This window comes from Microbacterium sp. zg-B185 (assembly GCF_030246885.1).
GTDB lineage: Bacteria > Actinomycetota > Actinomycetes > Actinomycetales > Microbacteriaceae > Microbacterium.
The window spans coordinates 1,098,328-1,120,230 of the sequence record NZ_CP126739.1 but is presented as its reverse complement, the minus strand read 5'-3'; the positions used below and the strand labels follow the sequence as shown (position 1 = coordinate 1,120,230).

22 protein-coding genes, 1 tRNA gene and 1 pseudogene are annotated in these 21,903 nt (G+C 68.8%); 9 read left to right on the top strand and 15 right to left on the bottom strand.

Features of this window, described 5'->3' with window-relative positions:
• Positions 1-73: 73 nt before the first annotated feature.
• Both QNO12_RS05255 and QNO12_RS05250 read left to right on the top strand, forming a co-directional pair.
• The gene (locus QNO12_RS05255) at positions 74-742 is read left to right on the top strand and encodes a VOC family protein (protein WP_257496085.1); all 669 of its coding nucleotides are present in this window, start codon (positions 74-76) and stop codon (positions 740-742) included.
• A 272-nt stretch (positions 743-1,014) separates the two neighbouring features.
• Complete coding sequence (locus QNO12_RS05250; protein WP_257501710.1) at positions 1,015-1,578, top strand: GNAT family N-acetyltransferase; 564 nt, start codon at positions 1,015-1,017, stop codon at positions 1,576-1,578.
• A 40-nt stretch (positions 1,579-1,618) separates the two neighbouring features.
• On the opposite strand, the gene QNO12_RS05245 is transcribed toward QNO12_RS05250, so the two are convergent.
• The gene (locus QNO12_RS05245) at positions 1,619-2,128 is read right to left on the bottom strand and encodes a GNAT family N-acetyltransferase (RefSeq protein ID WP_257501709.1); all 510 of its coding nucleotides are present in this window, start codon (positions 2,126-2,128) and stop codon (positions 1,619-1,621) included.
• Positions 2,129-2,310: 182 nt separating this feature from the next.
• On the opposite strand from QNO12_RS05245, the pseudogene QNO12_RS05240 reads away from it, so the two are divergent.
• The 3 genes and pseudogenes from QNO12_RS05240 to QNO12_RS05230 all read left to right on the top strand — a co-directional run.
• Positions 2,311-2,667, top strand: a pseudogene (locus QNO12_RS05240) (hypothetical protein); the annotation flags it as partial.
• A 36-nt stretch (positions 2,668-2,703) separates the two neighbouring features.
• Positions 2,704-5,457, top strand: coding sequence for an ATP-binding protein (locus QNO12_RS05235; RefSeq protein ID WP_257501708.1), 2,754 nt, complete (start codon positions 2,704-2,706; stop codon positions 5,455-5,457).
• A 449-nt stretch (positions 5,458-5,906) separates the two neighbouring features.
• Positions 5,907-6,518, top strand: coding sequence for an N-acetyltransferase (locus QNO12_RS05230; protein ID WP_257501707.1), 612 nt, complete (start codon positions 5,907-5,909; stop codon positions 6,516-6,518).
• Between the two features lie 294 nt (positions 6,519-6,812).
• Here QNO12_RS05230 and QNO12_RS17005 read toward each other — a convergent pair whose 3' ends face one another.
• A complete protein-coding gene (locus QNO12_RS17005) occupies positions 6,813-7,088 on the bottom strand; it encodes a hypothetical protein (protein ID WP_374761016.1) in 276 nt (91 codons plus the stop codon).
• Between the two features lie 273 nt (positions 7,089-7,361).
• Positions 7,362-7,435: transfer RNA gene (locus QNO12_RS05225), tRNA-Pro, on the bottom strand.
• A gap of 128 nt (positions 7,436-7,563) precedes the next feature.
• Between QNO12_RS05225 and QNO12_RS05220 the strand changes: the two genes are divergently transcribed.
• Positions 7,564-8,151: a GNAT family N-acetyltransferase gene (locus QNO12_RS05220; RefSeq protein ID WP_257501706.1), complete on the top strand. Its 588-nt coding sequence runs from the start codon at positions 7,564-7,566 to the stop codon at positions 8,149-8,151.
• Between the two features lie 23 nt (positions 8,152-8,174).
• Here the strand turns inward: QNO12_RS05220 and QNO12_RS05215 are convergent, their stop codons facing one another.
• The gene (locus QNO12_RS05215; RefSeq protein WP_257501705.1) at positions 8,175-9,365 is read right to left on the bottom strand and encodes a low temperature requirement protein A; all 1,191 of its coding nucleotides are present in this window, start codon (positions 9,363-9,365) and stop codon (positions 8,175-8,177) included.
• A 39-nt stretch (positions 9,366-9,404) separates the two neighbouring features.
• Here QNO12_RS05215 and QNO12_RS05210 point away from each other — a divergent pair, with 39 nt between their 5' ends.
• Together QNO12_RS05210 and QNO12_RS05205 are read left to right on the top strand one after the other, a co-directional pair.
• Entirely contained in the window at positions 9,405-10,091 is a 687-nt protein-coding gene (locus QNO12_RS05210) for a lysoplasmalogenase (RefSeq protein WP_257501704.1), read from the top strand.
• Positions 10,088-10,486, top strand: a complete 399-nt coding sequence (locus tag QNO12_RS05205; RefSeq protein ID WP_257501703.1) for an RNA-binding S4 domain-containing protein — start codon at positions 10,088-10,090, stop codon at positions 10,484-10,486. Before QNO12_RS05210 ends, QNO12_RS05205 begins: the two co-directional genes overlap by 4 nt.
• 32 nt (positions 10,487-10,518) lie before the next feature.
• On the opposite strand, the gene QNO12_RS05200 is transcribed toward QNO12_RS05205, so the two are convergent.
• A complete protein-coding gene (locus QNO12_RS05200; RefSeq protein WP_257501702.1) occupies positions 10,519-11,421 on the bottom strand; it encodes an NUDIX domain-containing protein in 903 nt (300 codons plus the stop codon).
• Between the two features lie 92 nt (positions 11,422-11,513).
• Between QNO12_RS05200 and QNO12_RS05195 the strand changes: the two genes are divergently transcribed.
• Entirely contained in the window at positions 11,514-11,945 is a 432-nt protein-coding gene (locus QNO12_RS05195) for a GNAT family N-acetyltransferase (RefSeq protein WP_257501701.1), read from the top strand.
• On the opposite strand, the gene der is transcribed toward QNO12_RS05195, so the two are convergent.
• The 10 genes from der to pyrG all read right to left on the bottom strand — a co-directional run bounded on the left by der (position 11,942) and on the right by pyrG (position 21,894).
• Entirely contained in the window at positions 11,942-13,465 is a 1,524-nt protein-coding gene (der, locus tag QNO12_RS05190) for a ribosome biogenesis GTPase Der (RefSeq protein WP_257501700.1), read from the bottom strand. The two genes, QNO12_RS05195 and der, sit on opposite strands and share 4 nt — an antisense overlap.
• Positions 13,455-14,156, bottom strand: coding sequence for a (d)CMP kinase (gene cmk / locus QNO12_RS05185; protein ID WP_257501699.1), 702 nt, complete (start codon positions 14,154-14,156; stop codon positions 13,455-13,457). Before cmk ends, der begins: the two co-directional genes overlap by 11 nt.
• The gene (locus tag QNO12_RS05180) at positions 14,149-15,282 is read right to left on the bottom strand and encodes a prephenate dehydrogenase (RefSeq protein ID WP_257501698.1); all 1,134 of its coding nucleotides are present in this window, start codon (positions 15,280-15,282) and stop codon (positions 14,149-14,151) included. The genes cmk and QNO12_RS05180 overlap by 8 nt, the downstream gene beginning before the upstream one ends.
• 80 nt (positions 15,283-15,362) lie before the next feature.
• Positions 15,363-16,208 (bottom strand): pseudouridine synthase, encoded by an 846-nt coding sequence (locus QNO12_RS05175; RefSeq protein WP_257501697.1) that lies wholly within the window; start codon positions 16,206-16,208, stop codon positions 15,363-15,365.
• Positions 16,205-16,807: an SMC-Scp complex subunit ScpB gene (scpB, locus tag QNO12_RS05170; RefSeq protein ID WP_257501696.1), complete on the bottom strand. Its 603-nt coding sequence runs from the start codon at positions 16,805-16,807 to the stop codon at positions 16,205-16,207. The genes QNO12_RS05175 and scpB overlap by 4 nt, the downstream gene beginning before the upstream one ends.
• Complete coding sequence (locus QNO12_RS05165; protein WP_374761015.1) at positions 16,797-17,636, bottom strand: segregation and condensation protein A; 840 nt, start codon at positions 17,634-17,636, stop codon at positions 16,797-16,799. Before QNO12_RS05165 ends, scpB begins: the two co-directional genes overlap by 11 nt.
• The gene (locus QNO12_RS05160; RefSeq protein ID WP_257501925.1) at positions 17,620-18,453 is read right to left on the bottom strand and encodes a ParA family protein; all 834 of its coding nucleotides are present in this window, start codon (positions 18,451-18,453) and stop codon (positions 17,620-17,622) included. Before QNO12_RS05160 ends, QNO12_RS05165 begins: the two co-directional genes overlap by 17 nt.
• A gap of 187 nt (positions 18,454-18,640) precedes the next feature.
• Positions 18,641-19,585, bottom strand: coding sequence for a site-specific tyrosine recombinase XerD (xerD, locus tag QNO12_RS05155; protein ID WP_257501695.1), 945 nt, complete (start codon positions 19,583-19,585; stop codon positions 18,641-18,643).
• A gap of 1 nt (position 19,586) precedes the next feature.
• Entirely contained in the window at positions 19,587-20,192 is a 606-nt protein-coding gene (locus QNO12_RS05150; RefSeq protein WP_257501694.1) for an NUDIX domain-containing protein, read from the bottom strand.
• Entirely contained in the window at positions 20,185-21,894 is a 1,710-nt protein-coding gene (gene pyrG, locus QNO12_RS05145; protein WP_257501693.1) for a CTP synthase, read from the bottom strand. The genes QNO12_RS05150 and pyrG overlap by 8 nt, the downstream gene beginning before the upstream one ends.
• Positions 21,895-21,903 lie beyond the last annotated feature (9 nt).

Sequence of the window (21,903 nt, the reverse complement as noted above, 5' to 3'; positions counted from 1 at the left end):
CCCGGTCGATGAACGGGCGGTCTGCCCGCGGGCGCGCTCCCGCGCGCGGCGCCGCGCGCGTAGGGTGATCGCCATGAGCGAAGACGGGTGGCGTGCGTTCCTCACCGGCGAAGGCGTCGATGACTGGGTGATTCTTCATGGTGGCCCGACCGCCGTGTTCAAGGTGGGCTCGCTCCAGGAGGCTGCGCGGCTGGCGGCGGCCGTGGCGGAGATCCCAGGGCTCGGCCCGCGCACGTTGCTGACAGCGGTCTCGGACCGTCTCACGGTAAAGCTGACTCGCGAGATGTGGGGAACCGAACGGTCGCACCTTGATGTGGCTAGGAAGATCTCGACCATCGCCCGCGACCACGGTGCGGTCGCCGACACGGCCCGGGTACAGGAGGTGCAGGTTGCTGTCGCAGCAATGCCCGACGCGATCGATCTGCCGTTCTGGCGAGCGGTGCTGGGATACGCGCCGTTGCACGAGGACAACTGCATCGATCCGCTCGGTCAGGGATCAACGGTATGGATGCAGGAGTTGGACCCTTCAAAGCCCCTCACTCACGCCATGCACATCGACGTCTCGCTGGCCAAGGAGCACATCGAGGCTCGCGTCGCCGCGGCAGTGGCCGCGGGGGGCCGGGTGGTTGAATCCGTCGAGGCGCCCAGCGGATGGATCCTCGCCGACCGGTCGGGAAACAAGGTGTGCCTGGCAGCCTGGCCAGACGGCGCGGAACCCGCCAGCCCCGAGCAAGCCGCATAAAGTCCACAGCGGCGCAACCAGATAGAGGGCGCGGGACTTCGAAACTAATTATGCGACCGATTGCCGGTCCGTCAGTGAGACAGTCCGAGTCGCGCAAGCGGATCGCTGAGCGATCGTGCGTCGACCCCGCCACGAAGCCTCGCCAGATCGCTCACAGCCGACATCTCCACGCCCAGCCTCCGATTCCCGGGCGGTGAGTGCCGTAGCAATGGGTATTTGTCTTCCCCCCAACGAGGCTTCGTGCGGGAAATCAGGAGATAGTCTGAGCCGCTATGAAAGTGGTCCAGCGGGAAATCAGTTACGTCCGGTTCGAGCATGTCGCCCCGGACGAAACTTGGGCTGAGATCGCGAAACTCTTCATCTCAATCTTCGCGGCCCCTCCTTACAACGAATCGCCAGACGAACTCCAAAGCATCGACCAATGGGGCCCCGACCAACTCGCCAGTGCTGGTGGGCGACTTGTCGCGGCGGGCCACGATGGGCACGTGATCGGCTTCGCGTTATCTCAGAGGCTTGACCAGGACAGCTCCTGGCAGCGACGACTAGACGCAATGCGGCCAGCGCTGGACGCGGCAATCACACCATCGCGAACCGTGATTGTGCAGGAACTTGCTGTCGACGAAAGCTTTCGAGGCCGTGGGATAGCCAAACAGTGCGTCCGTGAACTCCTCTCGAACCGAACTGAGCACGATGCCGTCCTGGGTGTTTTTGGCCAAGCTGCACAGGCACGAGAGATGTATAGACATTGGGGTTTTTCTGAGCTCGGGACCGCCCTCATTTACGGCGGAGCCGTGACCCTGCATGCCTTGCATCACAAACTTCCCTGGACGGTCTGACCATCGGACACCAGACCGAGTAGGAGCCCGCAACCGGTCCCTAGGCGGGCGACAAGGGCATGCTCAGAACCCGCCGCACTGTTCCGTCGTTGCCTCGATCCTCGTCTTCCCGGTGCATCCCGATCTTCTCCGCCACCCGAATCGACGCGCGATTGTCGGGGTGGACGATCGCGATGACTTCTTCGGCTCCGAGTCGGTCCCTCGCGAAGTCGCGGCACGCGGCGGCCGCCTCTGTCGCGAGTCCCAGCCCTTGCCGGCGGGGCAGGACGTGGTAGCCGATCTCCAGGCGCTTGACTCCGTTGACGTCCTGCCAAGTGAGGCCACAATCCCCGACGAACTCCCCATCACTTGTCTCGATGATCCAGAGCCCGTGTCCGTCCCGGACATAGTTCTTCAGGTTCCAGTCGATCCACGACGCCGCCTGCTCACGCGTCTTCGGGGCGGGATAGAACCGCATGACATCGGCGTCTCCGAGAAGGCCGGCCATCGCGGGCAGATCGGCTGGAGCCATCTCGCGAAAGCGCAGGCGCGGAGTGTTCGGCGGAAGCATCCGTCGACCATAGCGAAACCCCCGCCCAACTCGTCATCGGGTGGCACATGGAGAACGGGACCGCCCGCGCACCAGGCCGGCGCAGGCTGCCGGACCGTTCGCCGGCGCGCGGATGTCGGTCCCCACGCGAGCGATGTGGGATCGGCGTCGTCCGCTTCGAGCAGGTTGCCCGAGTATGGACACTGTGGCGACGCGACTGCGCCGGGCACCCGGGCGTAGACGGGCTGGTCCATCACAGCGACGCTGGCTCGCAATTCACGAGCGTGTCGTTCGCCGAAACACTCGCCCTCGAGGGCATCGCCGCGTCGATCGGATCGATCGGCGACGCGTACGACAACGCCCTCGCCATCGACGGCGTCGAATGGGTCACCGCAGGCTGGGTCGATTGGTACAACGCCAGGCGGCTGCACTCGACCATCGGCAACGTCCCGCCCGACGAGTTCGAGGCCTTCTACTACGCTGACCTCGAAACCCCATCCCACCCGGTGATGGAACCCGCACAGGAGCGGCCAAGAACCGGGGACGGTTCAGTGTGGTGAGCACATAGTTTGGTTGCATGTCGCAGAGCGGGGGCAATGGTGTCGCAGCTGCTGGGTAGGGAGCGGGAGCGCCATATCGTCGAGCAGCTGCTGGTCGCGGTGCAGGCCGGGCGCAGCAGGGCGCTGGTGGTGCGCGGCGCGGCGGGCATAGGCAAGACGGCGCTGCTGGAACACCTGCGCGATGCGGCGATCGCCTCCCGCTTCCGGGTCGAGACCTCGACGGGTGTCGAGGCCGAGATGCAGTTCGCCTTCGCCGGACTCCACCAGTACTGCGCCCCTTTCCTGGATCGCCTCGCAGCTCTGCCCGAGCCTCAGCAGCGGGCTCTCGGCACTGCCCTGGGGAGTCGAAACGGCCCCGCACCCGACAAGTTCCTGATCGGCCTCGCCACCCTCAACCTCGTCGCCGAAGCCGCCGAGCATGGGCCGCTGCTGTGCGTGGTCGACGACGTGCAGTGGCTCGACGAGGCATCGGCTGAGATCATCGCCTTCGTCGCTCGGCGCATCGACGCCGAGCGCCTGGCGATCGTGTTCGGCCTGCGCAATGCCGACGGCGGAGGCCAACCGGGCGCCTTCTCGCACCTCCCGGAGTTGCAGCTGACCGGACTCGACCACACCGCCGCGCGGACATTGCTGAGCACCGCGTTCCGAGCGCCCGTCGACGAGGCCGTGCGCGAGCTGATCATCGCCGAAGCGCGCGGCAACCCTCTCGCCCTCCTGGAACTGCCGGCACACGTTCCGGCGGCACGGCTCGCGGGCGGCTTCGACCTCCCGCACCTGCCGGATGTCCAGGAACGGGTCGAACGCGGGTTTCTGAGCCGCTACCGCGAACTCCCCGCGGCGACGCAGCTCCTGCTGCTCGCGGCGGCAGCCGATCCCACCGGCGATCCCGAGCTGCTGCACCGCGTCGCCGCAGAGCTCGGCGTCTCGGCGGAATCCTCCGCGCCGGCGGAGATGGCCGGATTGATCGACCTGGGAACGAAGGTGCGGTTTCGCCACCCACTCGTGCGCTCGGTCGTGTACCGGTCGGCCGACGCACCGAATCGCCGCCGCGTCCACGGCGCATTGGCGGCCGTCATCGATGCAGCGCATGATCCCGACCGGCGCGCGTGGCACCGCGCTCACGCCGTGAGTGGGGCCGACGAAGCGGTCGCCGCAGAGTTGGAGCGCTTGGCCGGGCGGGCGCGCTCTCGCGGCGGGTACGCCGCGGCCGGCGCGTTCCTGCGGCGGTCGGCAGAACTCACCCCGGGCGTCGCCGACCAGACCCGTCGCGCCCTCGACGCGGCGCACGCGCTGCACACGGCGGGGGAGTCCGAGACGGCCGTGGAGCTGCTTGCGATCGCAGAACGTGGCGCACCCGACCCGCTTCAACGCGCACGCGCCGCACTTCTTCGTGCCCAGATCGCCTTCCACCGCACGCGCGGAACGGACGTGCCGCAGATGCTGCTCGACGCCGCGGCGACCCTGGCACCATTCGACCCGCTGCTGTCACGCGAGACCACTCTGCACGCGCTCGACGCGGCGATCGTCGGTGGAAGCCCCGACATCGTGGACATCGCTCGCACAGCGCTCGCCGCGGTCCGGGCCGAGCGTCCTCGGCCGGTCGACCTGCTCCTTGACGGACTCGCCGTGACGGTGGTGCACGGGTACACGGCGGGGGTTCCGGCCGTGCGTGTGGCGCTCGATGCGATCACGGCGGCGACGCGCCCGGAGGCGGTGCGCGAGGAGGGCAGCGAACCGTGGCTGTGGGTCGCCGGACGCGTCGCCGTCGGCATCCTTGACGACGAGCGCGCGCACGAGATCGCCGACCGCAATGTGCGCGCGGCTCGCACCACGGGGGCCCTGGCAGCGCTCCCGAGAGCGCTCAACCTGCACGCCAACATCCTTACGATCAGCGGCGAGCTCACGCGGGCAGGCGAGCTCGTCGCCGAGGCGGAGTCACTCACCGAGTCGATGGGCGTCGCTCCGCTGCGCCACGCCCGGGCCATGCTCGCGGCCTGGCGTGGTGACCGCCCAACGGTCGAGCGGTCGAACAGCCTCGCCCTCACGGCCGACGGGAACCTCGTCGGGAGCGCGCAGAGCGCGTTCGCGCACTATGCGAGCGCCATTCTTCACAACGGTCTCGGCGCGTACTCGACCGCGCTTGATGCGGCAACCGCGACATGCGAGTCGGCTGAACTCTCGCTCAGCACTCTGGGCCTGCCGGAAGTGATCGAGGCATCCGTTCGCACCGGTGACACAGACACCGCACTGCGGGCGCTCGAACGACTCAGCGCGCGCGTGAGAGCCAGCGACACGCCTTGGGCGCGAGGCCTGGAGGCGCGATCCCGCGCGCTGACGAGCAGCGGACCGGCCGCAGAGGAGGGGTATCGCGAAGCCATCAGGCAGCTCAGCACCTCCAAGATCGCCGTCGAGACGGCCCGTGCCCATCTGCTCTACGGCGAATGGCTGCGCCGCGAAGGACGCCGTCACGACGCACGCCAAGCCCTGCGCAGTGCCTATGAGTCGCTGTCGGAGATGGGCGCCGCTGCCTTCGCCCAACGGGCCGCGCGCGAACTGCACGCCACCGGTGAGCGCGCGAGACAGCGCTCCGCCGCGCAGAGCGACGGCCTCACGGCGCAAGAACTGCAGATCGCTCGGCTGGTGGCGGCCGGTGCGACATCACGAGAGGTGGGCACGCAGCTGTTCTTGAGCCCGCGCACGATCGAGGCCCACCTGCGAAACATCTTTCGCAAGCTCGGCATCACCTCGCGCAGGCAGCTCCGAGACCTCCGCCTCGACGCGCGGGGGTGACGATCCTCACGATGCTGGAGAAACCTGCGCGGTCGCCGACGACGCTTGACCCGATTCCGGCAACATAGGTTCTTCTTTCTTTGCGGCTGCTCGCCCGAGCAGTCACAGAAAGAAAGACGCAGAGCATGCTGTCCCCACGACGAGACCCGTCCGTCCGCCGCGGTGCCGTGCCCGGCCACAAACGGCGCGCCTCCGTCGATCGGGCTGTTCAAGAACGAAGCGATCCGCGACGGCTCACCCTTCCGATCCGGGCCGTTGCGCACGATCGACGACGTCGAGTGGGTCACCGCCGGATGGGTCGGTGAGCGGGCGGTTGAACGAGTTGCACGCCCCCTGACCGATGTTGGGGTGAGAATTGACGCATGTCACGACGCAAGGACGGGAGACCTCGGTCGCGGACGCCAGCGGCGAACCCATCCACCAGCGGGGTAACGACGGAACCGGCGACCGTGAAGGGTGAACGCCTGTCGTTGGGTGATCCGGAGCGCAGCATTCCGGGCGAGCTGAAGACCGGCGAGTTCTCCCTGCGGCCCATCCTGGCTACGGACGCGGCGCGTGATTTTGAAGCCGTTATGGAGACGCGGGTTGATCTGCGCGTGTGGGAGCAGTCTTCCTGGCCAGCCGACGATTTCACTATCGAGGCGAATCGCCAAGACCTCGCGGATCTCGAGCGACGACACGTAGACCGGCGTGCATTCACCTACACCGTGCTCGACCCGGGCGGCACCGAGTGCCTCGGTTGCGTCTACATCTTCCCGACAACCGCGACGTTCCTCACGAAAGCCGCAGTGACTTCCGTGCTCGAGGGCGCCCAATGGGCGGAGATCGACGCTGTCGTCTACTTCTGGGTCCGCGAGTCGCGGATCTCCTCAGATATGGATGTCCGACTTCTTGCCGCGATCAGGTCGTGGATGGATGAGGACTGGTCGCTCGCGCGGAGCGTGTTCGTTACCAACGAACAGTTCGAGCGACAGGTCCAACTGCTCGAGCTTGCGGGACTGCAGGTGAACTTCGAGCTGCGTGAGCCGGGCAAGCCCGGCAATTACCTCGTCTACGGATGAGCTGTCCTTCGCAGTCCTCGCCTGGAGCAACTCGACCCACCCGCGGACGCGGCCCGCAAGCCGGTCCTCCTCGGGGCGTTCCACGCATCGGTTAAGTCCAGAGCGCAAGGGGTTGGCCGCGAGGCAACTCTGATGCTCTTTGGACCCGCTCGCAGGTATGCCCGATCAGCGCCCCTGAAACGAACCCACGTCAGCGCGGCTCTGTGATCGGCACAGCATCCGCGGGTCGCGCCTCGGCACCGCTCGCCCAGTACGCCCGTTCCCTCCCCCGCACACGCAGCATTCGCACGACCGTCACCGGCCCGTTGACCGCGAACTTTGGGTGCGTTCCACGGGCACTGCAGCACGAGCAGGTTGATCCATTCCGCCGCACCGCCAGCGACCCACTGCGCGAGTGCGGCGGCGGTCACAATGTAGACGACCGCGAGAAGCATCGCGGGTACGCCCCACTTGAGGCCGCGGCGAGTGTGCGTAGCGCGGATCAGGATGTTCGTCGGCATGTTCCGCTGGTGCCGTAATGGCGTGCGGGGGCGCCTGTCCCTTCGTCCGCCACTCGTAGATGGTCGACACTGGGACGCGGAGATACGCCGCGAGTTCGTTGACATTGAGGAGTGTCGCTCCAACCCCCAGAGCCGAGCGTGAGGCTGTCTACCGCATCCATGCCAAGCAGGTGCGCACTTCGTCGCCCCACCGTTCGGAGACAACCGGAGCGAAGTCGAGTCCCTCGAGGCTCTGCGCCGGGAGAGGGCGCTGGAGCGGTCAATTCGATGGCATTGCGATGACGTGGTCACATCTCACCAACTAAGAAGTCCCGGGAACCCTTAGGTTCCCGGGACTATCCAGTCGGGATGACAGGATTTGAACCTGCGACCCCCTGACCCCCAGTCAGGTGCGCTACCAAGCTGCGCCACATCCCGATGCCCGCACGCGGACAACTCCCCTATCCTACCCGCTCCCCGCGAGCGCCGCGAACGACCGGCATCCGAGCAGCCGACATCCCGAACCTGCCCTTCCCCGTGTCGGTCCCGGTCGCTACCGTCGGATGATGGCCGAGATCGTCATCTCCCCCGCGACCCCCGACCGCTTCGACGATGCCGAGTATGCCCTGTCCGGGGGCGGCGACGGCCGCGCCTGTCAGTGTCAGTGGTGGATGATCACGAGCGCGCAGTTCGACAATACGACCCAGAGCGAGCGGCGGGAGCTGCTCCGCGAAGAGCTCCATCGGGACGCCGCTCCGCCCGCGCTGATCGCCTATGTCGATGACGAGGCTGCGGGCTGGGTGCGGGTGGGGCCGCGGGCCGCGCAGATCCGTCTGCTGCGGACACGGGCGATCGCGGCGAACACCGACGTGCCGCTGGATGACCTCGGCGTCTGGGCGATCAGCTGCTTCGTCGTTCGACGCGAGTATCGCGGTCGGGGCCTGACCGGCAAGCTGCTCTCGGCCGCGATCGACTTCGCCCGCAGTCAGGGTGCCCGATCGATCGAGGCGTACCCCCTCGACACGACCGCGGCCACGCACCGCCCCAACGAGCTGTACCACGGCATCCTGTCGGGGTTCCAGCGGGCAGGCTTCCGCGAGGTCGCGCGCCCGAAGCCCGACCGGACCATCGTGTCGCTCGACCTGAGCGGCTGACCGCGACCGCCGGTGCCGACTGGTCAGCGCGTTCGCGCTCGCTCGGTCGGACGCGTCTCTTTGATCGCCGCGACCTCCAACAGCACGACGATGCCGCTCAGCAGCAACGCGGACACCGCGTACTCCCCCACCGGCAGAAGGCCGCTCGCGGCGATCAGGGAAGCCGCGACGACGATCGCGGCGGACGCGCCGCCCGCCAGCGTCGGTCGCAGGAGGATCGCCCAGGCGCTGACCACGAACAGCGCGATGGGAAGCGTGAGTGCAAGTCCGGCGGTGGCATGGGCGATCTCGGTGTGGCCGGTGATCTCATCGATCTCGACCTCCACGCCTGAGGAGACCGCGCCCGCCGCCGCGAAGATCAGGTAGTGCAGATACCCGAATGCGAAGCCGGCGCGCAGGCTGCGCAGCCGCCCGTGCTGCTCTCGGGCGAAGTACAACCACCACATCCCGGCGGTGACGACGACCCCGGATGCCGCAAGCGCGAGCAGCTGCGGGATGCGCTCGCCACCGGCGAGCGCATCGATCATGGCGTTGGCCGAGGCCAGCAGGCTCTCTCCGAGCAGCAGCAGGGTGAACAGCCCGAAACGCTCGGCGATGTGGACCGGATGCCAGCTGGTCCGCCGGTGGGATTCCGCCCACACCGGCACGAGGAACTCGGCCGCGACGAGCACGAAGAAGGACCAGAGCTGAGCGCCCTCATCGAGCAGGTAGATGCGTCCGATCCAGAGCACCTGAACGATCGTGATCCCCACGGCGAACCGCAGCGCTGTGGGTCGGGATTCGGGGTCGGATGCCGCGGCGCGCAGCCACTGCCCCACCATGGCCAGTCGCATCAGCACGTAGCCCCACGTGACCGTCAGGTAGTCCAATTCGACCATTGCGGTGTGCACCCCGGCCGCGAGCACGAGCACCCCGGCCATCTGCACGATCGTCATGACGCGGTAGAGCCAGTCGTCCGTGTCGAACGCCGACGCGAACCAGGTGAAGTTCATCCACGCCCACCAGATCGCGAAGAACACCATCAGGTAGGCCAGCACGCCCTGACCGACATGGCCGTCGCGGATGAGGTGGTGCAGGTTCTGCGACGCCTGTGAGACCGCCACGACGAACACCAGGTCGAACAGCAGCTCGAGCGGGGTGGCCACGCGACCCGGCTGGCCAGGATCACGCCCCGTCATGCGCCGAAGGCCGATCCTGCTGAGCGCGTCGGTCATGCGACGATTATGGGGCCCGCCCGCTCGATGAGGAGAACAATGAACCGGCTCTGGATCGGATTCGTACCGTTCGGCCTGGTGTCCGCCGTCCATGTCGGCGCGCTCGCCGCCGGCGTCCCGGCGCTGGCCGGTCCGACGAAGCTCCTGCTGATGCCGCTGCTGGCGGCGGCGGCGCTCTGGGGAGGCCGCGGGTCGCGCTGGGGTCTGCCCTACACACTGCTCTTCGCGGCGATCGCCTTCTCGTGGCTCGGCGACGGCGCAGGAACCTTCTTCGCCGCCGCGCCGACCGTGCCGATGATGCTCCTCTTCTTCGGCCTCGCGCACCTCTGCTACATCTGGCTGTTCTGGCGGCTGATTCCGGTGCGCCGTGTACCGGCATGGGCTGCGGTGTACGGCCTGTGGTGGATCGCGCTTCTCGCGGTGCTCTGGCCGCACCTCGGAGGCCTTCTCATCCCCGTCGCCGTCTACGGGCTCGTGCTGGGCGGAACCGCGGTCGCGGCATCCCGCTGTCATCCGCTGGTGACCTGGGGCGGCGCGTTCTTCCTCGCCTCCGACACCGTTCTGGCGTTCCGTCTGTTCCTTCCGGACGCGACCCCCGACTGGACCAGCCCGGTGGTCATGCTCACCTACTGCGCTGGACAGGGGCTCATCGCCGGCGGCGTCGTGGTCGCCGACCGGCTGGTCGGCACCGCGGCACGCCGCGAACGTGCGGGGACGGCCGGATGACCGGGACCGCGCGCGTGGACGCATGGCTCTGGGCCGTGCGGGTCTACAAGACCCGCTCCGCGGCGACGGCGGCGTGCCGTGCGGGACACGTGCGCGTCAACGGCGAGCGGGTCAAGGCCGCGCAGCCGGTGCGCGAGGGCGACGAACTGCGGGTGCGGATCTCGGGATTCGATCGGATGCTGGTGGTGAAGCTTCCGATCTCCAAACGCGTCGGCGCGGTTCTCGCCGCGGAGGCCGTGGAGGACAGGACTCCCCCGCCCCCGCCGATCGAGGAACGCGCTCTGGTGCCGCTGCGCGACCGCGGTACGGGGCGTCCGACCAAACGCGAACGCCGCGACATCGACCGGCTGCGCGGTCGGGATGCCGACCCGGACGTTGACGGCGGGGACCGATAGCGTCACGCCGCAGGTCCGCGCGGGTGTGCCTGCTACGAAAGCCGCTCGAGCAGCCAGCGCGTGCCGCGCACCGCGGCACCGGCATCCGTCACCCGGCGCGCCAGTTCCCGATCACTCGTCACCACGAACACGGTGCGTCCGGTGGTCAGGAGTCGCGCGGTTTCGAGAACGATGGCATCGTCACCGGATGCCTCGGCACGAACCACCTGGATGCCGCCCGCGCCGTCGCCCGCCGCGCGCGCCTGCCCTTCGACCACGACCACCCACTCCGGGAACCAGGTGTGCTCCGGCAGGTCCAGGTCCGCGGCGGGGACGCCCGTCGCGGCGAGGGTTCCGACCCGGGCGATCAAGCGGCGGGCGGCGGCCGGGCGGTCGTGCCACCACCCGTCCGGGACGGAGCCGACCACGTTCGCGGCGTCCACCACCACCGCGGGGCGGACATCCAGCAGTGGTCGCAGGTGCGCCCACGACAGCGCGAAGGCCGGATGCAGCGGCTTCTCCTGGACAGCGTCCGGCGCGATCCACGCCAGTTCGCGACTCTCCGGGTCGCTGATCGTCGGCTCGAACGGGGCGGTGACGTCCCCGACCAGTGTCGTGTACGTCCAGTAGCCCAGATCCAGAACACTGAGCAGCCGCGGGCGAATCGCGAACTCCGGTACGCCGGCCTCTTCGGCGGCCTCGCGCAGCGCAGCGTCGGTCGCCGATTCACCCTCGTGTCGCGCTCCACCGGGCAGCGCCCAGGTGTCGCCGTAATGGGACCACGACACCCGATGCTGCAGCAGCACTCCACGGTCGGGGTCCAGGGCGAGCAGTCCCGCCGCGCCGAAGAGCCCCCAATACTTCTCGCCGGTCGGTGCGACGACCCAGGCATCGCCGGGGTCCCGTGGTCCGGACGGGCGGCGCGGTGCACCGGGTGCGGGAGGCTCGATGGTCACCTCTCCACCCTGTCACACACGCGTGCCACAGCCTGTCGATCGGACCGCATCCTGGACCGATCGGACTCGTCGGCGCGGGCCAGAATACGGGAATGGAACACGACGAGTACGAGCTGGACGACGATCCCGTGCGCATCTCCCGCGATGCGGTCTGGGCGTGGCTGTCCGCTCAGGCGTACTGGGGCCGCTGGCGCACCCGCGCCGACGTGGACGCCCAGATCGAGAATGCGTGGCGGGTCGTCGGCGCCTACCGCGCCGGCACCGACGAACTGGTCGGCTTCGCGCGAGCCGCCTCGGACGGCGTGGGATTCGCATACCTCGCGGACGTGTACGTCCTGGACGCGCACCGCGGCCACGGTCTGGGCAAGCGACTCGTCCGCACCATGATCGACGAGGGTCCGGGAGCCGAGTTCCGCTGGTCGCTGTTCACCGCGGATGCCCACGGTCTGTACGAGCAGTTCGGCTTCGCGGCGCCGGACGCGACGGCGATGGTACGACCGCCGAAGAACCCGCCGATCGGCTAGCGGGCCCGCTTCTCGCGCACCCGCATGTTGATCACGATCGGTGTTCCCTCGAATCCCCAGATCTCGCGCAGGCGGCGCTGGATGAACCGGCGGTAGCCCGGGTCGAGGAATCCGGTCGTGAACAGCACGAACGTCGGCGGACGCGTCGAGGCCTGGGTGCCGAACAGGATGCGCGGCTGCTTGCCGCCGCGCAGCGGGTGCGGGTGCTCGGCGACCAGTTCGGACAGGAACGCGTTGAACTTGCCGGTCGGAATGCGGGTGTCCCAGGAGTTCAGCGATGTCTCCAGGGCCGGTACCAGTCGCTCCAGGTGGCGGCCCGTGCGGGCGGAGATGTTCACTCGCGGAGCCCAGGCCACGTGGGCCAGATCCTGCTCGATCTCGCGCTCGAGGTGCCGACGCCGCTCGATGTTCTCGAGGTCTTCGTCGTTGAGACGGTCCCACTTGTTGAACGCGAGCACCAGAGCCCGGCCGGACTCCAGGACCAGATCGATGATGCGGACATCCTGCTCGCTGACCGGCTCGCTGACGTCGATCACGACGACGGCGACTTCGGCCTTCTCCAGCGCCGCGGAGGTCCGCAGCGACGCATAGAAGTCCGCGCCCTGCTGCAGGTGCACGCGGCGGCGGATTCCGGCGGTGTCGACGAAGCGCCACAGCTTGCCACCCAGTTCGACGATCTCATCGACGGGGTCGCGCGTGGTTCCGGCGAGTTCGTTGACCACCACGCGCTCTTCGCCGGCCGCCTTGTTCAGGAGCGAGGACTTGCCGACGTTGGGGCGCCCGAGGATCGCGACGCGGCGCGGGCCGCCGATCTCCTGCTTGGCGACCGCGGACACCTCGGGGAGGACCTTCATGACCTCATCCAGCAGGTCCGCTACGCCCCGTCCGTGGATGGCCGAGACCGGGTACGGCTGGCCGAGCCCGAGGCTCCAGAGCGGAGCGGCCTCCGGCTCGTGGCGAGCGTCGTCGATCTTGTTGGCGACCAGGAACACCGGCTTGCCGCTCTTGCGCAGCAACTTGACGACGTGCTCGTCCGTCGAGGTCGCACCGACCATGGCGTCCACGACGAACAGGACGACGTCGCAGAGCTCGATCGCTACCTCAGCCTGTGCGGCCACGGAGAGGTCGATGCCTCGCGCGTCCGGCTCCCAGCCGCCCGTGTCGACGAGGGAGAACCGGCGATCCATCCACTCCGCCTTGTACGTGACACGGTCCCGGGTCACCCCGGGGGTGTCCTCCACGACGGCCTCGCGGCGACCGAGGATGCGGTTCACCAGCGCGGACTTGCCGACGTTCGGCCGACCCACGATGGCGACCACCGGCAGGGCCGGGAAGTACTGGATGCCGTCGTCGCCGAGGGCGACGCCCTCGAGGAGCGCGGCGTCCTCGTCGTCGAGCTCGTAGTCGGAGAGGCTCGCGCGCAGTGTCGCGGCGCGTGCCTCGGCAAGGTCCTCATCGAGGTCGGCGAGGGCTTCGGCGATCTTGTCGTCGCCACCTTCGTATTCGTCGTCAGCGCCCATCGTGCGCTCCCGTCTGTGTGGGTACGACCTTCAGGATGACGTCGAGGACGGCATCCACGGTCTGTTCGAAATCGAGATCGGATGAGTCGACCACCTCGACGCCGGGGGCGGCGGTGAGGAAATCGACGACAGTGGAATCGGACGCGTCGCGGCGGTGCAGCGCTTCGGCGACCGCGGCGGAATCGTGCCCGCTCAGCTCCGCGCTGCGCCGCGCGGCGCGGACGGCTGGCGCGGCGGTGAGCAGGATCCGCACGGGCGCGTCAGGGGCGACCACGGTGGTGATGTCCCTGCCCTCCACGACCACGCCGGGCAGGCCGGATCCGGCGATGAGGTCGCGGAAGAGCGCATTGACCGTCTGACGCACGGCCGGCACGCGCGCGACGCCGCTGACGGCGTCGGTGACCCGCGGCTCGCGGATCGCGTCGGTGACATCGGTCGCGCCGACGCGGACCCAGTAGTGGTCGGGATCCAAGGAGATGGCGAAGGCGAAGTCGCCGGTCACATCCAGCACGGATGCCGCGTCGGAGGTGTCTGCGCCATGGGCCAGGGCGTGCCAGGCGAGGGCGCGGTAGGCGGCCCCGGTGTCGAGGTAGCCGTAGGCCAGTCGTCGGGCGACCTGCTTGGACACGCTCGACTTCCCGCTACCGGCGGGGCCGTCGATCGCGATGACCGTCGCAGCGTGGCTAGTCATTGGTGGTGCTCGCGATCTTCCAGCCGCGGGCTTGGAGCCCGTCGACGGCGTGGCGGAGTGCGCTCGGGACGACGCTGATCTCGGCGAGTCCGAATTGCGCTCCCGGCGAGTGCTCGAGACGCAGGTCTTCGACGTTGACCTGGAGTTCGCCGAGTTCGCCGAACAGCCTGCCGAGCTGGCCGGGGGTGTCATCCACCATCACCACGACCTGCTCGAATCGCCGGTTCTGCCCGTGCTTTCCGGGGAGTCGTTCGACCCCGTCGTTGCCCCGGCGGATGGTGTCGGCGACCGCGCGGCGGGAACCCGGCGCCTCGGGGTCGCGCAGTGCCGCCGCGACCGAGCTCAGATCTGCGGCGAGCGCGTCCAGCACGTCTACGACGGGCGCTGCGTTGGCGCCGAGGATCTGCACCCATAGTTCCGGGGCGGATGCGGCGATCCGCGTCGTGTCGCGGACGCCCTGACCGGCCAGTCGCAGCGAGCCGTCCGGCGCCTCCACGAAACGACCGGCGAGCAGGCTCGCCACCAGCTGCGGGACATGCGACACGAGCGCGACGGCGCGATCATGATCCTCGGGGGTCATCTCCACCGGCGTGGCGCCGAGTTCCAGGGCCAGGCCTTCGACGAGGGCGAGGTCCTCGGCGGAGGTGTCCTCGTCGCGGCAGACGACCCAGGGCCGGCCGACGAAGATGTCCGCGCGCGCCGAGATCGCGCCGCCGCGCTCGCGCCCCGCGAGGGGGTGCGAGCCGATGTAGTGGGCGAGGTCGATGCCGCGTTCCTGAAGGGTCCGGAGCGGGTCCAGCTTCACACTGGCCACGTCCGTGACGACGGCGTTCGGATGCGCCGCGAGTTCGCGTTCGATGACGTCGGCGGTGACGTCGGGGGGCACCGCCACGACGATGAGGGAGGGTTCGTCATCCGCCCGGGGCCGGCGGCCCGCGCCGTAATCGACTGCCAGACGCAGCTGCGAGGGCGACGCGTCATCCAGAACGACATCCACCCCGCGGGCGGTGAGCGCGTGGCCGATGCTCGAGCCCAGCAGCCCGGCGCCGACGATGCGCACGGTACCGCGGACGCGCGCCGCCAACGGACTGGCGGCACGCGTAGGCGTGCTCGTCGATTCGCTCACTCGGTCTCCTGGTGATCCTTCTGCGCGGCGCCGATGCTCGGTGCCGCTCCTGGCGGTGCCGCTGTCCCGGCGTCGTGCCGCTAGTCGGAGTCGCTCTCGCTGCTCGCGGGCGGCGGCTCTTCGGCCGCGCCACGCGCAAGTGTCAACAGGGCGCCCCGCTCAACCTTAGTCAACTCGCGCGCGCGACCCACTGGGAGGGTTCCCAGGTGCAACGGCCCGAACTGCCGCCGCACCAATTCGATGACCGGATGCCCGACGGCCGCCATCATCCGCCGCACGATGCGGTTGCGGCCGGAGTGGAGGGTCAGCTCGATCAGTGACTCGCCGCCTCTGCCCCCGGAAGAGCTGCTCGGCGACGCCGACAGCAGTCGCGCCCGGTCCGCGGCGATCGTCCCGTCCTCGAGCTCCAGCCCGCGCGTCAGCGTCGCGATCGTTTGGGCGCTCACCTTTCCCTCCACCTTCGCGACGTACACCTTGGTCACGCCGAAGGAGGGGTGCGCGAGGACATGGGCCAGCTCGCCGTCGTTCGTGAGGACGAGCAGTCCGCTGGTGTCGGCATCCAGCCGTCCGACGTTGTACAGCCGCTCAGGCCGGTCCTGGACGAATTCGCGCAGGTCGGGCCGACCGCGTTCGTCGCGCATCGAGCTGACCACGCCGCGGGGCTTGTTGAGGACGACGTAGCGCTTGGTCTCATCGAACTGGATGGCCGTCCCGTCCACGTCGACGAGGTCGACCTCGGGATCGATGCGCGAGCCGAGCTCGGTGACGACGACGCCGTTCACGCGCACACGGCCTTCGACGATGAGGTTCTCTGCCACGCGCCGCGAGGCCACACCGGCGTTGGCGAGCGCCTTCTGCAGGCGCACACCGTCCGTGGAGCGGCCCTCGGCTCCCTGCTCGGATGCCGACTCGAGGTCATCGTTCATGCGCGGATCATCTCCTCGAACCCGTCAGCGCCGTCATCCAGCAGCGGCGAGATGTGCGGCAGCTCGTCCAGCGAGTTGATCCCGAGGTTCACCAGCAGTGCATCGGTGGTGCCGTAGTGGATCGCGCCGGTCTCCGCGTCGGTGAACTGCTCCGTGATCAGCCCGCGGGCGAGCAGGGTGCGCACGACGGAATCCACGTTCACCGCTCGGATCGATGCGACCTGACCACGTGTGACGGGCTGCTTGTAGGCGATCACGGCAAGGGTTTCCAACGCGGCTTGAGACAGCCGGGACGGCGCCTGCGTGTTGACGAACTCGGTGACCAGATCGTCGTGCTCGGCACGCACGTACAGCCGCCAGCCGCCGCCGACCTCGCGCAGCTCGAATCCACGGCGGGGTCCGCCGGTGAGCCCGTCGTAGTCCTCGACCAGCCCCTCGATCGCCTGTCGTACCGCGGGTACCGGCGCGCCGACGGCCGTCGCGAGGCTCACGAGGCTCTGCGGCTCCTCGACGACCAGCAGAATCGCCTCGAGTCTCCTGGCGACATCTGCCGGTGACGCCATCTTCGCCTCCCCGGCGGTATCGGGGTCATTGGTCATAGTCGGCTCCTAGGCTCGCAAGGTTCTCATCGGACCACCGTTCGGCGATCCAGCGCAGGGTCAGCTCTCCGAGCGGCTCGAGCTGCTCGAAGGACAGGGCTCCGTGGCGGTACAGCTCCAGCACGGAGAGGAAACGGGCCACGACGACGCCCGGCTGTGCGGCGCCGGCGACCAGCTCGCGGAAGCTGAGGGTGCCGGCATCCCGGAGCAGGGTCACCACGATCGCCGCCTGCTCGCGGATGCTCACCAGGGGGGCGTGCAGATGGTCGAGCCCGACGTGAGGGATCTCCTTCGGCGTCATCGCGAGAATGGCCAGCGCGGCGAAGTCGTCGGGTGTCAGCGTCCAGACCAGCTCGGGCACCGCCTGCCGGAACTTCTCGTCCAGGCGGACGGCGCGGGTGTGGCGGCGGTCCTCCGCCTGAAGGCGACCGGCGAACCACCCGGAGATCTCTTTGAACGCGCGGTACTGCAGCAGTCGTGCGAACAGCAGGTCACGAGCCTCGAGGAGCGCGACGGCTTCGGCGTCCACCAGCTCGCCTTGCGGGAGCAGGCCGGCCACCTTCATGTCCAGCAGCGTCGCGGCGACCACCAGGAACTCAGATGCCTGTTCCATCTCCTCGTCCGGGTCCAGGCCGCGCAGGTACGAGATGAACTCGTCGGTCACCCGGCTCAGCGAGACCTCGGTGATGTCCAGCTCGTGCTTGGTGATCAGTGTCAGGAGAAGATCGAACGGTCCGTCGAAGACTCCGAGCGAGACGCGGAACCCCTCGACGGGCTCGGTCGGTGCGCTTCCGTCGGCGGTGAGGGCTTCGTCAGGCGACGGCACCACGGGCGACCAGCTCTCGCGCCAGCCGCAGGTACGCCTGCGCGGCCGCGTGCTCGGGCGCGAATTCGGTGATCGGCACACCCGACACGGAGGCATCCGGGAATTTCACCGTGCGACCGATGACGGTCTCCAGCACGTCGTCTCCGAACGCCTCGACGACGCGTTCCAGCACCTCGCGAGAATGCAGCGTGCGCGGGTCGTACATCGTTGCCAGCACGCCGTCCAGTTCGATGGTCGGGTTGAGCCGGTCGCGCACCTTGTCGATCGTCTCGATCAGCAGGGCGACACCGCGCAGGGCGAAGAACTCGCACTCGAGCGGGATGACGACGCCGTGGCTCGCGGTCAGTGCGTTGACGGTGAGCAGTCCCAGCGAGGGCTGGCAGTCGATCAGGATCACGTCGTAGTCGGGCGTGACCTTGCGCAGCACGCGGGCGAGGATGGTCTCGCGGGCGACCTCGTTGACCAGATGCACTTCGGCGGCCGAGAGGTCGATGTTCGCGGGGAGGATGTCCAGCCCCTCGACCGCGGTGTGGATGATCACGTCGCGCGGGTCGCGTTTGGTATCCAGAAGCAGATCGTAGATGGTCGGCACGTCGTGGGTCTGGATGCCGAGACCTGCCGACAGAGCACCCTGCGGATCGAAGTCCACGGCGAGCACCTTGCGCCCGTACTGGGCCAGTGCGGCGGCGAGATTGATCGTCGTCGTCGTCTTGCCCACGCCGCCCTTCTGGTTGCAGAGGGCGATGATCCGAGCAGGACCGTGGCTGGAGAGCTTCGGCGGCGTCGGGAAGCCGTGGTACGGGCGACCCGTCGGACCCATCGTCGGTTCGTCCTGGTCCTTCTTCGGCCGCGGTGAGGTTTTCGCGTGTGCCGTCTTCTGCGGGGTCGTGCCCCTGGTCGCGCTGCCAGCCACCCGGTCTCCTGCCGTTACTTCCTGCTTGGTCGATTGTAGCGACCGCCTCGGCGCGTGCTCGGCGCCTCGCGGCGCGATGGTCGGGTCCGCTGCCTCAGCGCGCCCGCGGATGCGATGTCGCATAGACATCGCGGAGCGCGTCGACCGAGACGTGCGTGTAGATCTGGGTGGTGGCGACCGAGGCGTGGCCGAGCAGCTCCTGCACGACCCGCACGTCGGCGCCGCCCTGCAGCAGGTGCGTCGCGAACGAGTGTCGGAGCGTGTGCGGGGACACGTGCGCGGTCAGCTGCGCCCGCGCGGCCGCGTGCTGGATGACCAGCCAGGCGCTCTGGCGCGAAAGCGGTGCGCCGCGGGCGCCGAGGAACAGGCGTGGGGTGGCCCGTCCCCGCCGCGACAGTTCCGGCCGGGAACGCGTCAGGTAGGCCTCGAGCGCCGCCCGCGCGTAGGAGCCGACCGGGACGATCCGCTCCTTGGACCCCTTGCCGCGAACTCGCACCACATCGCCGTGGGCCAGGTCGTCCACATCCAGCTGCACGACTTCGGAGACGCGGGCGCCGGTCGCGTAGAGCAGTTCGAGGAGTGCCCGGTCGCGTAGGCCGATCAGCTCGTCGCTTCCGGTCGCGGGCAGGACGTCGCCGGTCGGCCTTGCCTCCGGCCCCGAGGCATCCAGCAGCCGTTCGATCTGATCCACGGTGAGCGCCTTCGGCAGCCGCCGTGCGGCCTTCGGCGGCCGCAGCCGCCCAGTCGGGTCGTCGGTCTCGATGCCCTCTCGGGCGAGGAACCGGTGAAAGCCGCGGACCGAGGACTGCAGGCGGGCCAGGCTGGATGCCGCCGGCGGGGGTTCGGCCGAAGCCCGCTCCCCCGCGAACTGGGCCACCAGAGCGCCGGTCACCTCGTTCGAGTCCGCGACGCCCCGAGCCGTGAGCCATTCCACGTAGCCGGCGAGATCCCGCCGGTAGGCGGACACGGTGTGAGCAGACAGTCCGCGTTCGATCGCGACGTGCCGCAGATACGCATCCACCGCTCGTTCGAGCTGCACGTCACTCGCCCGCGGCTCCGCGGCCCCGTCGGATCGCCTCGGCAGCCGCGAGGACACCGACCGCGAGGATGCCGTTGCGCAGTCGCCCTTCGATCACGCCGGTCACGGCATCCGCCAGCGGCACCCATTCGACGCGGATGTCCGCCTCCTCCGCCTCGCGGGGGTGCGCTTCGCCCACCGGCGACAGGTGCCGCGCCAGGAAGACGTGCACCACCTCGTCATTGCCGCCGGGCGTGGTGTACACGCTCAGCAGCGGCTGCCACTCGGCGGCGGTCAGATCCGCTTCCTCAATGAGTTCGCGTTGAGCGGTCTGCAACGGGGACTCGCCCGCGACGTCGAGGAGTCCGGCCGGGATCTCCCAGTCGCGGCGGCGGATGGGGTGGCGGTACTGCTGGATGAGCAGCACCCGTTCTTGCTCGTCGATCGCCACGATCGCCGACGCACCCGGGTGATCGACGTACTGACGCACCATCTCATCGTCGCCGTAGCGCACGGTATCGCTGCGCACGTCCCACACGGCGCCTTGGTAGACCAGCTGGCTGTCGATGATCTCAGCGTCGACGGGCTCGTCGCGCAGGCCGGCCCCGGTCGGAGCGACGTCAGTCATTCTCGACATCGAACAGTTCGCTGGCACGGTGGCGCTCGAGCGCCGCGCCGACGAGGCCGCGGAACAACGGGTGCGGGTCGGTGGGGCGGGAGCGCAGCTCGGGGTGCGCCTGGGTGGCGACGTAGTACGGGTGCACCTCGCGGGGCAGCTCGACGTATTCGACCAGGTTGCGGTCAGGCGAGAGTCCGGAGAAGAACAGACCCGCGCTGGAGAGCGTGTCCCGATAGGCGTTGTTGACCTCGTAGCGGTGCCGGTGGCGCTCATCCACGCGCGCGGCGCCGTAGACCTCGCGCGCGAGCGACCCCTCTGCCAGTTCCGCCGGGTACATGCCCAAGCGCATCGTGCCGCCGAGATCGCCGCCTGCGATGATGTCGACCTGCTCCGCCATGGTGGCGATGACCGGATTGGGGGTGTCCGGGTCGAATTCGCTGGAGGATGCGTCCTCGATCCCGGCGACATTGCGGGCGAACTCGATGACCATGCACTGAAGACCCAGACACAGGCCCAGGGTGGGAATGCCCTGCTCGCGCGCGAACTTCAGCGCCCCCAGCTTGCCTTCGATGCCTCGGATGCCGAACCCGCCCGGCACTATGATCCCATCGAGTTCGCCGAGAGCCTTCGCCGCGCCTTCCGGCGTCTCGCACAGATCGGACGGGATCCAGGTGATGGACACGTGCGTCTCGTGCGCGAAGCCGCCGGCCTTGAGCGCCTCGGTGACGGACAGATACGCATCCGGCAGGTCGATGTACTTTCCGACCAGCCCGATCGTGACCTCGTGCTTCGGGTTGTGGACGGCCTGCAGCACCCGCTCCCACCGCGACCAGTCGACCTCCGCCGCCTGGTCCAGACCCAGCGTGCGGACGATGTACTCGTCCAGGCGCTGGTCGTGCAGCATCGTCGGGATGTCGTAGATGCTCGGCACGTCCACCGCGTTGACGACGGCGGCCTCGTCGACGTCGCACATGAGCGCGATCTTGCGCTTGTTCGACTCGGTGACGGGCCGGTCGCTGCGCAGCACCAGCGCGTCGGGCTGGATGCCGATCGAGCGGAGAGTCGCGACCGAGTGCTGGGTGGGCTTGGTCTTCTGCTCACCCGAGGCGCCCATGAAAGGCACCAGCGAGACATGCACGAAGAACACGTTGGCCCGACCGAGCTCGTGACGGATCTGACGAGCCGCCTCGATGAACGGCTGCGACTCGATGTCACCGACGGTGCCGCCGATCTCGGTGATGATCACGTCCGGCTTGGGCGTCTCGCCCGCCTGCAGGCGCATGCGGCGCTTGATCTCGTCGGTGATGTGCGGAATGACCTGCACGGTGTCTCCGAGGTAGCCCCCGCGGCGCTCACGCGCGATGACCTCGGAGTAGATCTGCCCGGTGGTGACGTTGGCCGCCTGGCTGAGGTTGATGTCCAGGAATCGCTCATAGTGCCCGATGTCGAGGTCGGTCTCGGCACCGTCGTCGGTCACGAAGACCTCGCCGTGCTGGAACGGATTCATCGTCCCCGGGTCGACGTTCAGGTAGGGGTCGAGCTTCTGCATGACCACGCGCAGGCCGCGCGCGGTGAGCAGATTCCCCAAGCTGGCGGCGGTGAGCCCCTTGCCCAACGAGGAAACGACACCGCCGGTCACGAAGATGTGCCTGGTGGTGCCGTTTGAAGAAAGTGAGCCGTTGAAAGTATCCGCCGTATGAGTGTCCGCCACGGGCTTTTA